This is a genomic window from Veillonella sp. T11011-6 (genome assembly GCF_002959755.1).
Classification (GTDB): domain Bacteria; phylum Bacillota; class Negativicutes; order Veillonellales; family Veillonellaceae; genus Veillonella.
This window is the reverse complement of the sequence record NZ_PPCW01000005.1, coordinates 267,621-281,439: the sequence shown is the minus strand read 5'-3', so window position 1 is coordinate 281,439 and position 13,819 is coordinate 267,621. Positions and strand designations below refer to the sequence as shown.

Here is a 13,819-nt window from a genome sequence, read left to right as displayed (position 1 = left end):
ATTGAGATAAATTGGCAGCCAAAAACAAAAATAACGTCTAAAGAATAATCTCTTTAGACGTTATTTTTTATATGACATTATTTAATTTAAATACATAAGCACTTTGTTCATGTGCTAATTCGATACGCTTCTGTAATCGATCCATATACGCTCGGTATATATCTTGCGCTTCGTCAATAGATACGATATTAAAGTTAATCCCATCCCCTACCGGCAATTGGCTAAGCCGAGGTAGGTCCGCGGTAATGATAGTGCCTATTTTTGTATAGCCCCCTGTTGTTTGGCGATCTGCCATGAGGACAATGGGATGACCATTCGATGGCACTTGGATAGAACCAAATACGGCACCATCAGAAATAATATCTGCACTGTCTACGTGTTCAATTTCAGGACCATCTAAGCGGAAACCCATACGGTCACATTCTACAGTCAGTGTATAGATATTATCACTAAAGGTCTTGATTCCCTTCTCGGTGAAATGTTTTGCCTGATCACCTAATACAACGCGTAACGGTTCATGACATTCACGGCCCCCACGGTTATATAAGGCAGTATTGAATAGAGTATGCCCTTCACCACGATAATCGCATACATACACTTCATCTCTGGTGAACGCTTTGATGCCAAGTTCATCGCCCTTTTGTAATGGTCGCCCCTCAAGGCCCCCAATTTTCGCCTTTGTATGGGTCGATACACTGCCATTGATGCTTGGCACGTCGATACCTCCAGAGAAAGAAATGTACATGCGCACGCCACATTGGCTAAAACCGCCGGAAATGACATCGCCGTCGTGACATACAAATGGAATATATCTCGGTACTCGTACACTATTGATGGTTGGTTCCATATCGGCTCCTGTGAAAGCAACGATACATGAGCCTTTCACGGTGAGTGTAGGCGGCAGCAATGTGCACTCTAAGGCACCTGCCATTTCTACATTACCTACCAGCGCTTGCCCCAAGAGATAGCTTTCACTATCCATAGGACCGGCTACAGGCATACCATATTGTTGGAACCCAACGCGACCTTTATCTTGAATGGTAGTGTACATACCAGGTGCATTTACGTAGATAGATGATTTATTAAACTCATTAATAGCCACGCAACTCACCTACCTCTACTTCATACATGGATGGCGCATAGTCCGCCCCCAATGCTTTAATACGATTATATTCCACTTCAGCTATCGGCACATAGCGCACATAGTCGCCAGCACTCAATAGCGCCGCTTGTTTCTTGGACATGTCATACATGGTTACCGGTGTACGGCCAATGATTTGCCAGCCCCCTGGAGAGTCGGATGGATACGTGCCAGTTTGTTCCCCTGCAATGCCTACAGAACCTGCAGGTATCAATGTTCTTGGTGAGGACAAACGAGGTGTTGCAATACGTGGATCCATGCCGCCCAAATAGGTAAAACCAGGAATGAAGCCAAGCATATATACCAAGTAATCAGTACCACTATGAATGGCTACAACCTCATCTTCAGTTAGATTATTATGAGAAGCTACAAAACCAAGGTCTGGACCAAACTCACCACCGTACACGGTAGGAATTTCAACGACGGTAACAAGTTCATTAGCATTATCTGTTACAGTCTGCTCCAATGTAGGCTCAATGATCTTACACAATTCTGCATAGGAGTATAGCATAGCATCATATTGCAAAAGCAATGCACAATAGGTAGGTACTAATTCAATAATACCCTCTAGATTCAGCTCTTGAATTCGCTCTATCGTTTGACGAATATGTCGATTAATCTTTGGATCGATGACTTGACCAAAATCAATAGAGATAGCGCAATCCCCTATAGGTGAAATTATAGGTTTCATAGGTATCTCCTTCCTAAAACCAGAAAGAACCATTACCTTCAAACGAAAATAATGGTACTTTCATAATTATCAAATTAACCAAGTAATTTAGCAATGCCTTGTAAGGATGTAACGCCGATGTAAGCTGTTACAAGTACTACAATCCATCCTGTATAGTATAACAGTTTATTATGTTTGTAGTCTCCTACGATTTCAGATTTATGAGTAGCAAAGAGCATTACTGCCAATGTAATCGGCAAGATTAAACCGTTTACGGAGCCAGCCAAAATCAACAAGGATGCTGGTTTACCAATGAAGATCAAAATACATGTAGAAACGAAGATGAATGTCATAATAGTCAATTTTTCATTTCTTTCTACTACTTTGAATAATGTTTTTAAGAAGGACACGGATGTGTACGCTGCACCTACTACAGATGTTAAGGCTGCGCAGAAGAATACGATACCGAATAATTTATGGCCGATTTCACCAGCACCAAGAAGGAATGCAGAACCAGCCGGATCTTTAGGATCTAGTGCATAGCCCATAGACACAACGCCCAGAACGGCTAAGAATAGCAATATACGAACTACCGCGTCTACGGACATACCCATGAAGGCTGCACGACGTACATCTTTCAAATGTTCTTGACCAGTAATACCTGCATCAATAAGGCGGTGACCGCCAGAGAATGTAATGTAACCACCTACGGTACCACCGATAAGGGTAATAGTTGCAAGCCATGGATAATGCGTCGGTGCCACCGCATGAGTAGCCGCTTCAGCCACTGGCGGATTTGTAGAAAACGCCACATAACCAATTAATACAAGCATTACCGTACCAAGAATTTTGGCTGTGTTGTCTAGTACACCACCCATTTTTGGAGAGGCAAATAATAGAATACCAAGGATACCACTGATAGCCGCTGCAGTCGTTGTATCAATACCAAATACAATATTTAGGCCCATAGATGCGCCCCCAATGTTGCCGATATTGAACGCAAGGCCTCCAAGGGAAATCAAGAATGCTACGAAATAGCCAAGTCCTGGCAATACTTTATTTGCAATATCTTGACCGCGCATTTTAGATATGCCAATGATGGTCCACACATTAAGCTGTGCAATAATTGAAAAAATAACAGATACAATGATGGCAAACGCAAAGTCTGCTTTTAAATCATTCGTAAATGCCGCCGTTTGTAACATAAAGCCCGGCCCAATAGAGGACGTGGCCATCAAGAAAGCTGCCCCCAAGAGGACAGATAAACTTGCTTTACCTGAAATTGGTTTCATAAAAACCTCCACACAATAATTTATTAACGATCTATTATGTACTTACTATTTACTACATATTTACTATTTACTACATATTCACTATTTATTACGTATTTGCTATGTATTGCTTATTTTATAATGGCCGTTTTACTATTTACGGTTTTGAAAATTAGCCACTGTAACACCCGCTTTTGTAAGGCCTTCACGGATGTAATTTGTGAAAGCTATCGCTTCTGGGTTATCGCCATGGACGCATACAGAATCAGCTACAATATCAATAGTATTTCCTGTATTTGTTACAACCTTGCCTTCTGTAACCATCATAAGAACTCGTTCAAGAGCCTCTTGAGGGTCTTTTATGAAAGCGCCAGGTTCTGTACGAGGTACCAATGTACCTTCATCAGTATAACCACGATCAGCAAATACCTCCTGAATTACAGGAATGCCTCGACGCTCTGCTTCTTTTGCAATATAGCTACCGCTCAACACCATAGCTGCAATATTAGGGTTTACCGCTTGTAAGCCATCTAATACAGCATCTGCCAATGCAGGAGTTACACATGCGGTGTTATAAAAAGCACCGTGTAATTTCATATGTTGTAATGTAATACCATAACTATCGCAGAAGGCTTGTAGTGCACCAACTTGATATATCATATATGCTTTAGCCTCTGCAGGATTGACTGCCATTGCTCGACGGCCAAAGCCCATTAAATCAGGATACCCAGGATGAGCCCCTACGGCTACGCCCTTTTCCTTGCACATGCGAACTGTAGCATCCATAATGAGAGGATCCCCAGCATGCCATCCACAGGCAACATTAGCACTCGTGACGTGATTTAACACTTCACTATCCATGCCTAATGTGTAGTTGCCAAAACTTTCACCTAAATCGCTATTTAGATCTACATAATGTGACATCAATAATCTCCTCTCTTTCTTCATCTCTTTTTTAAATTCTATAGAATATTGAATTTATAAATACGATTATACTAAATAAATCGATATATTAGCAATGATTTTTGTCATGTATACAAAATTCCTTTATTAATACACAACTATTAACACATAAAAAAGCACCCGACATATTGTCGAGTGCTTTCACCATCAATAGGACTATTATTATTTATTTGTATATGGAGAGAGTTGTAAGGGATTCATTAGTTAGTGTCAATAGCCTACTGATTATTTATTGTCCTTGGATGCAGCATCATCAGCTTGTTTGCTGTCGTCTGCAGATTTTTTATCACTGGATGTATCATCAGATTTTTTATCAGTATCTTTATCAGCGTCTTTCTCACTGATAACAATGTGACCATCTACAACATCAGCCAACAAGTGTTTTGCATCGATGTGATCCAAGTAGAAGTCAGTTACATTATCGCGGATTTCAGATTCGATAACACGACGTAATGGACGAGCGCCCATAGTTTTATCGTAACCTTGTTCCATCAATAATTCTTTAGCTGCTTCAGTTACATCAAGAGTAATTTCTTTTTTAGCTAAAGTTTTATTAACTTGATCAAGCATTAAATCTACGATTTGTTTCAAATCTTCTTTTTTCAATTGATTGAATTCGATAACTGCATTGAAACGGTTTAAGAATTCTGGACGGAAGAATGGCGCGATACGTTCCATTACATCAACTTTGTTTTCATCGTCGTTATCTTGACCATAGCCAAAGCCTGCGTTAGATGTAGCAATGATAACAGTGTTTTTGAAGTTTACAGTGTTACCTTGACCATCTGTTAAGCGACCATCATCTAACACTTGAAGAAGTAATGTAATAACTTGAGGATCTGCTTTTTCGATTTCGTCGAACAATACGATGGAGTAAGGATTACGACGAACACGTTCAGTCAATGTGTTGGAGTTATCTTCGTAACCAACATAACCAGCTGTAGCACCAATCAATTTGGAAACTGCTGTGCGATCACTGTATTCGGACATATCCAAGCGGATGATAGCATCTTTGTTACCGAACATATCAAGTGCTAATTGTTTAGCCAATTCTGTTTTACCAACACCAGTAGGACCTACGAATAAGAAGCTACCGATTGGACGGTTACCTTCGTCAAAGCCTGCACGGTTACGACGGATTGCTTTAGATACAGCTTCTACTGCTTTATCTTGACCGATTACATGAGCTTGTAAACGAGATTTCATATCTTTCAAGCGTTCAATATCAGATGCACCCATTTGAGAAACAGGGATACCAGTCATTCTTTCAACGGCTTCCGCTACATCATTAACCTTAGCCACTACCTTTTGGTTTTCAGTGTGGTTGTCGATTTCTTGTTGTAATTTTTGAATACGCATTTTTTCATTAATAGCGGATTCATAATCTTCTTTTTGAGCAAACTCTTCTTGTTTTGCTTTAGCTTCTGCAATATCTGCTTCTAATGTTTTAATATCGGTTACAGGATGTTGGGAAGCTAAGTGAGCTGCTGTTACATCGATCAAGTCGATAGCTTTATCTGGTAAGCTACGTTGAGGAATGTATTGTACGGAATAATCTACAGCTGCTTTCAACACTGCATCTGGCAATTCAATGTTATGATGCGCTTCGTACAATGGACGAATGCCTTGTAAGATTTTGAAAGTATCTTCTGCAGATGGTGCATTTACCTTAACTTCATTGAAACGACGAGCAAGAGCTGCGTTTTTCATGATTGTGTTACGGTATTCATCTTGTGTTGTAGCACCAATAACAGTCATTTCACCACGGGACAAAGCAGGTTTCAAGATATCTGCTAAACCTTTAGAACCTTGACCATCACCTGTGGAACCAGCACCCAAGATTTGGTGGATTTCATCGAAGAACAAGATGATATTACCAGCAGCCTTAACTTCTTTGATAAGGTTTTGGATATTTTCTTCGAAGGAACCACGGTATTGAGTACCAGCTTCCAAACCGGAAATATCGATGGAAATGATTTCTTTATTTTTAATCGCTGCTGGAACATCGCCATTTACAATGGCTTGTGCCAAGCCTTCTACAACAGCTGTTTTACCAACACCAGCATCGCCGACTAGAACTGGGTTGTTTTTTGTACGGCGTGCTAAAATTTCAGCAGTTTCTTGAATTTCTTTGTTACGACCGATAACAGGATCAAGCTTACCATTACGAGCTTCGTCTGTTAAGTTCGTACCTAAACGAGCAAGGATACCATCCTTTTTCATTTTGCCTTGTTGAGCTGCAGCTTGTGCTGCTTGGATTTCTTCATTAGTAGGCAAATGACCTGTTTGACGATAATAAGCAAACTCTTCAGGCGTTACTTCACGACCATTAATTTTATAACGACGGTTTTCTGTGGAATAACCTCCCATATTACTCATCAATTGATTGAACAAATCATTCATGCTACCAAATTCGCTACCAAAGTTATTGAAGTTGTTGTTCATATAAATTACCTCACTTTTTCACTACAAGTATATCTATTTGACCTTTTAAGTCTCTTTAATTTCTTGCTTTATCTCTAGGTTTCTTTAACCTTATGTCATTATAATAATCTCATTAAGTCAAAAAGTCAATAGGTCAAAGTAAAGATTTTTGACTTTTTCTGACTTTTATTTTGACAAATATACTTTTATTAGTGAAAGTGCAGATAAATACTAGGTTTATAAGATGTTTTCTGTTTTTATTTTTGCTTATTTTATTAGAGATTCTATTGTTTCTATTGATTTATTACCTATATAATAAATATAAAAGTCAAATATATAGTAAATACAAAAGTCAAAATATAGTATAGGAGTTTAATTTATGATGCCAAAAGATCCGAAAATTACCAATCACCAAACAAACTATGAATCCCCCGTCCTAACCAGCAATACTAATAAAGAACTAAAAAAGAAGATAAAAGACATCTCGCAACAAGTATTAAAGCGTAATTATGAACTATATAAAGCATTGGAGAATAAATGAGTACACCTGATATTCAATTTACGGTACAAGATATTTATGAACTTCATATTCAACTAGAGAAAACCTTTATTCTCGCCTCCGGCATACGAGACGAAAACCTTTTAGCGTCAGCTGTAAATACCCCATTTCAAACCTTTATGGGAAATGAATTATATCCATCTATCTACGATAAAGCGGCACAATTATGTTACGGTATCGCCAATAATCATCCTTTTACAGATGGAAATAAACGAACTGCACTACACAGTATGTATGTGTATCTAATTATTAATGGATTCGACATTACTGCTACACGACAAGACGTAGAAAATATGATTATCGATATCGCCGCAGGCAATATGACAAATACAGAACTAGCACAATGGTTGCGGGAGAATACCGTAGAGATAGATACGAATTTGTAATTCGACAGGGATACATAGGGTTCTATAAAGGGTTATAGGACAAAAAGTGTGTGTGACTAATCCCAATAAGTTGGAAAATCTGTAGACATATGTAGCTCATTCCAAACAGGAGCATCACCCCATTGAGGTATTGAGCGATCTATTTGGCAATAATCAGATAACCGTTTGTAGATAGCAGCAATCGATTCATCTGTAGGCATACAATTTAATATATCTGAAATAGAAAGCGGTCTTGGTGAGTGCATATAGCACCACCAATAGACCGCTTTTAGTCTTCTTTCAAGTGAAAGGCCCCTATGAGATCGTAACATACTTCTTAGTTGAGCATTTACTCCACCTTCAATACGATTATTTGTTGTAGGTACTGTAATATCAATACATTCCAAAAATGTAAATAAAGTTTGTTGCCTAATCAGACGCCATAATGATGATTCGGCTTTAAGCAAACGCTCATGTGTAGAGCGTTTGTTTCCGAATTCATCAATCGTCATTTCTCGTAAAAAATCAGAATATGTCATTCGCCACGCTGAAAGTTCATTAATCCATACAAGAGCTTGATCCATTGTTTTCACATTAAATAAATCTTTAGCCAGAGTATAAAGATCCTTTCCTGCTAACGTTTTAGGTCTACTTGTCGTATATCGTCTAACCTGACAAAAAATGTGAAACAAGCATCTTTGGTGACTGCTATGAGGCCAAACTTTACGTAATGCTTTAGGCAAACCATTAGCACCATCAGACACAACAACTTTAGGTTCGGCAATCCGTTCCATTAAACACTGCCAAGCTCTAGCATGCTCATAACGACAGACATACCATCCTAGAACATGAGTATCATTGCAACAAATCAAAACACATAAATTCCTAGCTAAGTAAATTCCATCAAGATATACCACATCATGTACTTCTTCCACTTTTGGTGGCAATGGCCATATGGACCAAAATTTAGCGGTTTTACGCCTGAATGTACGACCTTTACCAGGCATATCAGCTTGAATATTGGTGCTGAATAACCAATTCAAGAATAGGCTTAACTCTTTACTTAAATTATTAATTTTAACGGTAAATGCCACCTTACAATGTTTGCAAAACCAACGCTGAGAACCAGATTTTAAAACACCGTGTTTAATGCATGTTTCATTACAATCAGGACATTTTATTTGTCGCATAAACTCTTCCTCCATATTTGTTTATATATAGGAAGATATAACCTCATTTTAGTCAGTAATTACAAGGGTTAATTGATGTTTTCACCCACACTTTTTGTCCACCCTCAAACTTCTCCAAAAAAAGATTAAACCCTTATAACACTAGTAAATATCTAGTGTTATAAGGGTTTTTACACACACTTTTTGTCCTATAAGCCTCTATAAAATAGCAATGCAAAAGCGGATAGCTCATTACGAACTATCCGCTTAATTTCTTTGGTGATCCAGGAGGGATTCGAACCCCCGACCCACGGCTTAGAAGGCCGTTGCTCTATCCAACTGAGCTACTGAACCATGTGGATTACCTATATATGTAATTATCTATTATAGTATAAATTATGTACTATGTATCGTCAACTGTGCTCTATTTTATTTTAGTTTACCCTAAAAAAGGCAAAAAAAAATGGAGCGGGTGAAGGGAATCGAACCCTCGCGACCAGCTTGGAAGGCTGGGGCTCTACCATTGAGCTACACCCGCAAATAAAAAATGGTCGGAGCAGCAGGATTCGAACCTGCGACCCCCTGGTCCCAAGCCAGGTGCGCTACCAAACTGCGCTATGCCCCGTCATTAATTACTTTGCTATTATAGCAAACCCGGTAGTTGATGTCAACCACTACTCTTGCTGAGTTTTTACTCTATTGAGTATCGCTCTGCAACGAAAATAATTATATCATCGATACAAATTAGTGACAAGTACTTTTTTACAACTTCATTAATTTTTTAAATTTTATTAGCTCATATTCAAAAACATGCACCCCTTTCGAGGTGCATGTTTGTATTGTTTATATTATCTTACTTAGGTTTTAAGAGGCTATTAAGCATTAAGCTCATAGCAATTAGATTAACCTTCGTAGCTGCCGTCTTCTACTACTTGTGGATTTCTTGCAATACCTTGTTTTACAGCAACTTCAGCAACTGCTTTTGCGACTGCTGGAGCTACACGAGGATCGAATACGGATGGCATTACGTTTTCTTCGTTCAATTCACTGTCCGGAATCAAGTTAGCCAATGCGTCAGCAGCAGCCAATTTCATTTCATCAGTAATTTTAGATGCACGAACATCGATAGCACCGCGGAATACGCCTGGGAATACTGCTACGTTGTTGATTTGGTTAGGAGCGTCAGAACGGCCTGTACCAGCAACGCGGATACCAGCAGCTTTCATATCAGCATATGTTGCTTCTGGGTTAGGGTTAGCCATTGCGAATACAATTGCATCATCAGCCAAGTTTTCCAAGATTTCTTTTGTGAAAGCACCTGCAGCAGATACGCCAAGAAGAATGTCAGCACCTTTAGCATTTTCAGCCAAGTTGCCATGTTTTTCTTCAAGTTTAAGCAAGTCGATCAATTCAGCTTGCAAGGAATCAAGACGTTTGTAGTCTTTGTGCAATACGCCGGAGGATACTAACAATGTAATGTCTCGAGCACCTGCAAGGTATAACAAACGAGCGATGTTTGCACCAGCAGCACCAGCACCATTTACAACGATTTTAGCAGTTGCTAAATCTTTCTTTACAAGGCGAAGAGCGCCTTTTACACCAGCTAAACAAGCGATAGCTGTACCGTGTTGGTCATCATGGAATACAGGGATTTCCAATTCTTCTTTCAAACGGTTTTCAATTTCGTAGCATTTAGGAGAGGAAATATCTTCCAAGTTGATACCAGCAAAGTTTTTTTGCAACAATTTTACAGTGTTGATCAATGTATCAGCATCTTTAGTATCTACAACCAATGGAATGCAGTCTACATCGCCGAATTTTTTGAACAATAAGGATTTACCTTCCATTACTGGCAATGCTGCTGCAGCACCGATATCGCCAAGACCAAGTACACGAGTACCGTCGGATACAACGGCAACCATGTTGGAACGGCAAGTTAATTCGAAGGATTCTGCTTCATTATCTTTAATACGCAAGCATGGTTCTGCTACACCTGGTGTGTAAGCTACAGATAAATCATGAGCGTCTTTTAATTCATATTTTGTTCCTACAGTAAGGAAACCTTTTAATTCACGTTTTTTTTGTACAGCTAATTCACGTACGTCCATAATAATTCTCCTTTGTGGATAAACTCGGACTCTTTTGAGTCGGTAATAAATACCTTTAAGTAATTTTATTATACAAAATGATATATGATAATTCAAGTTTTTTCGATATAGTCTTTCGAAGGTTTTAGAATTAAATTCTATTAATTTATATTAGTAAAAAAAATGATAAACAAAGAAAAAGTAGATAAGCCAGACAAGGCTTATCTACTTTATAGTTTTATTCGTATTATGCGATATATTTCAACATATACATAACATATGTATTTTATTTACGCTTTTACAGATGGCAAATTACGGCCATAGAAAATTTCCATCATTTCTTGTTTTAATTGATGTTTAATTTGCTTGATTTCTCGTTCGCTCAATTCCGCTTCAGTAATACCAAATAGGTAATTATCTAAATCAAACTCTTTTAACATCATTTTTGTATGGAAGATATTTTCTTGATATACGTTCACATCAATCATGTTGTACATGTTGCGAGTTTTAGCATTGATGTAGTTTTGGATGGAATTAATGCGATGATCAATATAAATTTTCTTACCAGATACATCGCGTGTAAAGCCACGTACATGGTAGTCCAATGTAAGGATATCGGAGTCAAAGCTTTGAATCAAATAGTTAAGTGCTTTAAGTGGAGAGATTTGACCACATGTAGATACTTCAATATCTGCACGGAATGTACTAATCCCTTTGTGCGGATGGCTTTCAGGGTAAGTATGTACAGTAAGGTGAGATTTATCAAGATGCATGACTACATCTTCCTTTTCAATTTCCTCTTCAGAAATCAAAATCGTAACAGACGCACCTTGAGGGTCGTAGTCTTGTTTCGCTACGTTAAGGATGTTAGCACCAATAATATGGCTAACTTCCGTTAAGATAGCCGTTAGACGATCTGCATTGTATACTTCATCAATGTACTGAATGTATTGTTTTTTCTCTTCTTCCGTACGAGTATAACAAATATCATAAATATTAAAACTCAATGTCTTTGTGAGATTATTAAAACCATATAATTTCATTTTAGGCTTTGCTTTAACTGGTGTATCCATGATATGTCATAACCCTTTCCATGCATAGACTTACTATTTTTTTTGAAAGCTTTTCGAACCATTGAGGTTCAAAGCTTTCACCATATAACTAAACAATATCTTGTTTATACACAAACTCTACATCAAACTGTCCATTATCGTAGGTAACGATAGCAAATGTACCGCCTGAGCGGTCACGAGCCAACGATATACTGCCGGGATTCACAAATACCGCATCACGAACTCGGACCTCACCATGATGATGACTATGACCGGACACGATGAGTCGCGCCCCCATATCAGTGCCTAACTCAATCAGTTTTTGTATTCGATTATAATATGATACCTCATGACCATGAGTCATGTAAATATAGGTATCCTCTAGAGGAATCAACTGTTCTCGCGGTTCAAGAGGCTGTACACGGTCATTATTACCGCGCACTGCATATACAGGAATATCAGTATGTTCCTGCATATAGCGTGCATCATCGCCATAATCACCAGCATGAAGCCACATATCAATTTCTTGGTCTGCTGTAGCCTCCAAGACAAGATCTATATCATCTAGATACCCATGGGTATCACTTAAAATACCAATTCGTTTCATTTTATAAGTTCTCTAATACTATTATATTACATATTTATATGAACTATACCATATAGTTCGAAAATATTAAAGCTTGTTAATTAATTTGCGTAAAGCACGGCCACGATGGCTAATGGTTTCCTTTTCTTCAATGCTAAGTTCTGCCATTGTCTTTTCAAATTCAGGCACATAGAAGTATGGATCATAACCAAAACCATTGTCCCCTTTTGGCTCATCTTGAACAAGTCCATCACAATAGCCTTCAGCCGTCACTTCACGGCCATCAGGATATACGAGAGCTAAGGCGCATACATAATGACCTGTGCGGTCGCTTTTACCTTGCAATTCGCGAATTAATTTTTCATTATTAGCTTGATCATCACCATGATGACCTGCATAACGCGCAGAATATACGCCTGGAGCACCATTGAGAGCATCTACGGTGATGCCAGAGTCGTCCGCAAGGCATGGACGATTGGTAGCCTTCGCGTAGTAGCGAGCCTTTAAAAGGGCGTTCTCCATAAAGGTTGTACCTGTTTCCTCTGGTTCCTCAACGGTAATGACCTCTTTTACAGGTACACAGTCGATAGATAAATGGGAAAAAGCCTCGGAAAACTCACGAATTTTTCCTTTATTACCTGTAGCTAATACGATTTGTTCCATCTTATACCTCCGGAGCTGTAGGATATACCTTACCTACTTTATCTGCTGTTGTGCCAAGTACTTCACGTTGTTTTGCCATGAGCTCATCTGTAGCAGCCTCTGCTAAGTCAAGTAATGCATTAAGCTCATCACGATTGAACGTACCATGTTCGCCTGTACCTTGTACTTCCACCATATTGCCAGAGCCTGTGCGTACCACATTCATATCTACGATGGCAGCACTATCCTCTTCGTAGCAAAGATCTGTAATAGGACCGTCTGGGCCAATGCCGACGGAAATAGCTGCACAGAAATCAGTAATCGGGAATTTGCCAGCTCCACCAAAAGTGAAGTCCACCGCATCAACGAGGGCTACAAAAGCACCTGTAATAGATGCTGTACGCGTACCGCCATCGGCTTGAATTACATCGCAATCGATCGTAATAGAACGTTCACCTAACGCTTCAAGGTCTACAACAGCACGTAATGCACGACCGATAAGGCGTTGAATTTCTACAGTGCGGCCCGTTTGTTTACCCTTTGCAGCCTCACGGCTTACGCGAGTTTGCGTAGAACGTGGCAACAAGGAGTATTCTGCTGTTACCCAACCTCGGCCGGAACCTTTGAGCCAGCGTGGTACAGAATCCTCAACAGTGGCAGTACAGATAACCTTAGTCTTGCCGCACTCAATGAGTACAGAACCTTCTGCATACTCTGTAAAATTCCGTGTTATTTTAATAGGTCGCAATTGACCTGCTGTTCTATTATCGCTGCGCATAGGAACCTCACCATTCTAAATCTAAACATTAGAACGCCCCTTACACAAAGGGGCGTTATCTTTTCTTATTATATCACAATTTAACTATTTTTTATCACTACGAATCAGATTA

At 39.0% G+C, this 13,819-nt stretch carries 13 protein-coding genes and 3 tRNA genes; 2 read left to right on the top strand and 14 right to left on the bottom strand.

The window, feature by feature from the left end; genetic code table 11:
• Positions 1 to 67 precede the first annotated feature (67 nt).
• The 5 genes from VRHSUH10_RS08765 to VRHSUH10_RS08745 form a co-directional block, all read right to left on the bottom strand.
• Positions 68 to 1,111, bottom strand: coding sequence for a biotin-dependent carboxyltransferase family protein (locus tag VRHSUH10_RS08765; RefSeq protein ID WP_369819992.1), 1,044 nt, complete (start codon positions 1,109 to 1,111; stop codon positions 68 to 70).
• The gene (gene pxpB, locus VRHSUH10_RS08760; RefSeq protein WP_105090249.1) at positions 1,092 to 1,832 is read right to left on the bottom strand and encodes a 5-oxoprolinase subunit PxpB; all 741 of its coding nucleotides are present in this window, start codon (positions 1,830 to 1,832) and stop codon (positions 1,092 to 1,094) included. The genes VRHSUH10_RS08765 and pxpB overlap by 20 nt, the downstream gene beginning before the upstream one ends.
• A gap of 74 nt (positions 1,833 to 1,906) precedes the next feature.
• Positions 1,907 to 3,103 (bottom strand): NRAMP family divalent metal transporter, encoded by a 1,197-nt coding sequence (locus VRHSUH10_RS08755; RefSeq protein ID WP_105090248.1) that lies wholly within the window; start codon positions 3,101 to 3,103, stop codon positions 1,907 to 1,909.
• Positions 3,104 to 3,235: 132 nt separating this feature from the next.
• A complete protein-coding gene (locus tag VRHSUH10_RS08750; protein WP_105090247.1) occupies positions 3,236 to 4,006 on the bottom strand; it encodes a LamB/YcsF family protein in 771 nt (256 codons plus the stop codon).
• A gap of 264 nt (positions 4,007 to 4,270) precedes the next feature.
• Positions 4,271 to 6,490: an ATP-dependent Clp protease ATP-binding subunit gene (locus VRHSUH10_RS08745; protein WP_105090246.1), complete on the bottom strand. Its 2,220-nt coding sequence runs from the start codon at positions 6,488 to 6,490 to the stop codon at positions 4,271 to 4,273.
• A gap of 358 nt (positions 6,491 to 6,848) precedes the next feature.
• Here VRHSUH10_RS08745 and VRHSUH10_RS09520 point away from each other — a divergent pair, with 358 nt between their 5' ends.
• Both VRHSUH10_RS09520 and VRHSUH10_RS08740 read left to right on the top strand, forming a co-directional pair.
• Positions 6,849 to 7,010, top strand: a complete 162-nt coding sequence (locus VRHSUH10_RS09520) for a hypothetical protein (protein WP_199176275.1) — start codon at positions 6,849 to 6,851, stop codon at positions 7,008 to 7,010.
• On the top strand, positions 7,007 to 7,414 hold the full coding sequence (locus VRHSUH10_RS08740) for a type II toxin-antitoxin system death-on-curing family toxin (protein ID WP_105090245.1): 408 nt from the start codon (positions 7,007 to 7,009) through the stop codon (positions 7,412 to 7,414). Before VRHSUH10_RS09520 ends, VRHSUH10_RS08740 begins: the two co-directional genes overlap by 4 nt.
• A gap of 56 nt (positions 7,415 to 7,470) precedes the next feature.
• On the opposite strand, the gene VRHSUH10_RS08735 is transcribed toward VRHSUH10_RS08740, so the two are convergent.
• The 9 genes from VRHSUH10_RS08735 to rph form a co-directional block, all read right to left on the bottom strand.
• Entirely contained in the window at positions 7,471 to 8,583 is a 1,113-nt protein-coding gene (locus VRHSUH10_RS08735) for an IS1249 family transposase (protein WP_105085552.1), read from the bottom strand.
• A gap of 256 nt (positions 8,584 to 8,839) precedes the next feature.
• Positions 8,840 to 8,916 (bottom strand) — tRNA-Arg (locus tag VRHSUH10_RS08730).
• A 110-nt stretch (positions 8,917 to 9,026) separates the two neighbouring features.
• Positions 9,027 to 9,100: transfer RNA gene (locus VRHSUH10_RS08725), tRNA-Gly, on the bottom strand.
• A 10-nt stretch (positions 9,101 to 9,110) separates the two neighbouring features.
• Positions 9,111 to 9,187: transfer RNA gene (locus VRHSUH10_RS08720), tRNA-Pro, on the bottom strand.
• Between the two features lie 277 nt (positions 9,188 to 9,464).
• Positions 9,465 to 10,670 (bottom strand): NADP-dependent malic enzyme, encoded by a 1,206-nt coding sequence (locus VRHSUH10_RS08715; RefSeq protein ID WP_105090244.1) that lies wholly within the window; start codon positions 10,668 to 10,670, stop codon positions 9,465 to 9,467.
• Between the two features lie 269 nt (positions 10,671 to 10,939).
• The gene (gene speD, locus VRHSUH10_RS08710; protein WP_105090243.1) at positions 10,940 to 11,722 is read right to left on the bottom strand and encodes an adenosylmethionine decarboxylase; all 783 of its coding nucleotides are present in this window, start codon (positions 11,720 to 11,722) and stop codon (positions 10,940 to 10,942) included.
• A gap of 88 nt (positions 11,723 to 11,810) precedes the next feature.
• Positions 11,811 to 12,308: a metallophosphoesterase gene (locus VRHSUH10_RS08705; RefSeq protein WP_105085340.1), complete on the bottom strand. Its 498-nt coding sequence runs from the start codon at positions 12,306 to 12,308 to the stop codon at positions 11,811 to 11,813.
• A gap of 66 nt (positions 12,309 to 12,374) precedes the next feature.
• Positions 12,375 to 12,950 (bottom strand): XTP/dITP diphosphatase, encoded by a 576-nt coding sequence (locus tag VRHSUH10_RS08700; protein ID WP_105090242.1) that lies wholly within the window; start codon positions 12,948 to 12,950, stop codon positions 12,375 to 12,377.
• 1 nt (position 12,951) lies between these two features.
• Positions 12,952 to 13,707 (bottom strand): ribonuclease PH, encoded by a 756-nt coding sequence (rph, locus tag VRHSUH10_RS08695; protein WP_105090241.1) that lies wholly within the window; start codon positions 13,705 to 13,707, stop codon positions 12,952 to 12,954.
• Between the last annotated feature and the right edge of the window lie 112 nt (positions 13,708 to 13,819).

Bases quoted from the DNA above. Each gene is read 5' to 3' on its own strand.
- VRHSUH10_RS08755 (WP_105090248.1), bottom strand. From the start codon at position 3,103: ATGAAACCAATTTCAGGTAAAGCAAGTTTATCTGTCCTCTTGGGGGCA.
- VRHSUH10_RS08735 (WP_105085552.1), bottom strand. From the start codon at position 8,583: ATGCGACAAATAAAATGTCCTGATTGTAATGAAACATGCATTAAACAC.
- rph (WP_105090241.1), bottom strand. From the start codon at position 13,707: ATGCGCAGCGATAATAGAACAGCAGGTCAATTGCGACCTATTAAAATA.
- speD (WP_105090243.1), bottom strand. From the start codon at position 11,722: ATGGATACACCAGTTAAAGCAAAGCCTAAAATGAAATTATATGGTTTT.
- pxpB (WP_105090249.1), bottom strand. From the start codon at position 1,832: ATGAAACCTATAATTTCACCTATAGGGGATTGCGCTATCTCTATTGAT.
- VRHSUH10_RS08705 (WP_105085340.1), bottom strand. From the start codon at position 12,308: ATGAAACGAATTGGTATTTTAAGTGATACCCATGGGTATCTAGATGAT.
- VRHSUH10_RS08750 (WP_105090247.1), bottom strand. From the start codon at position 4,006: ATGTCACATTATGTAGATCTAAATAGCGATTTAGGTGAAAGTTTTGGC.
- VRHSUH10_RS08740 (WP_105090245.1), top strand. From the start codon at position 7,007: ATGAGTACACCTGATATTCAATTTACGGTACAAGATATTTATGAACTT.
- VRHSUH10_RS08715 (WP_105090244.1), bottom strand. From the start codon at position 10,670: ATGGACGTACGTGAATTAGCTGTACAAAAAAAACGTGAATTAAAAGGT.
- VRHSUH10_RS08745 (WP_105090246.1), bottom strand. From the start codon at position 6,490: ATGAACAACAACTTCAATAACTTTGGTAGCGAATTTGGTAGCATGAAT.
- VRHSUH10_RS09520 (WP_199176275.1), top strand. From the start codon at position 6,849: ATGATGCCAAAAGATCCGAAAATTACCAATCACCAAACAAACTATGAA.
- VRHSUH10_RS08700 (WP_105090242.1), bottom strand. From the start codon at position 12,950: ATGGAACAAATCGTATTAGCTACAGGTAATAAAGGAAAAATTCGTGAG.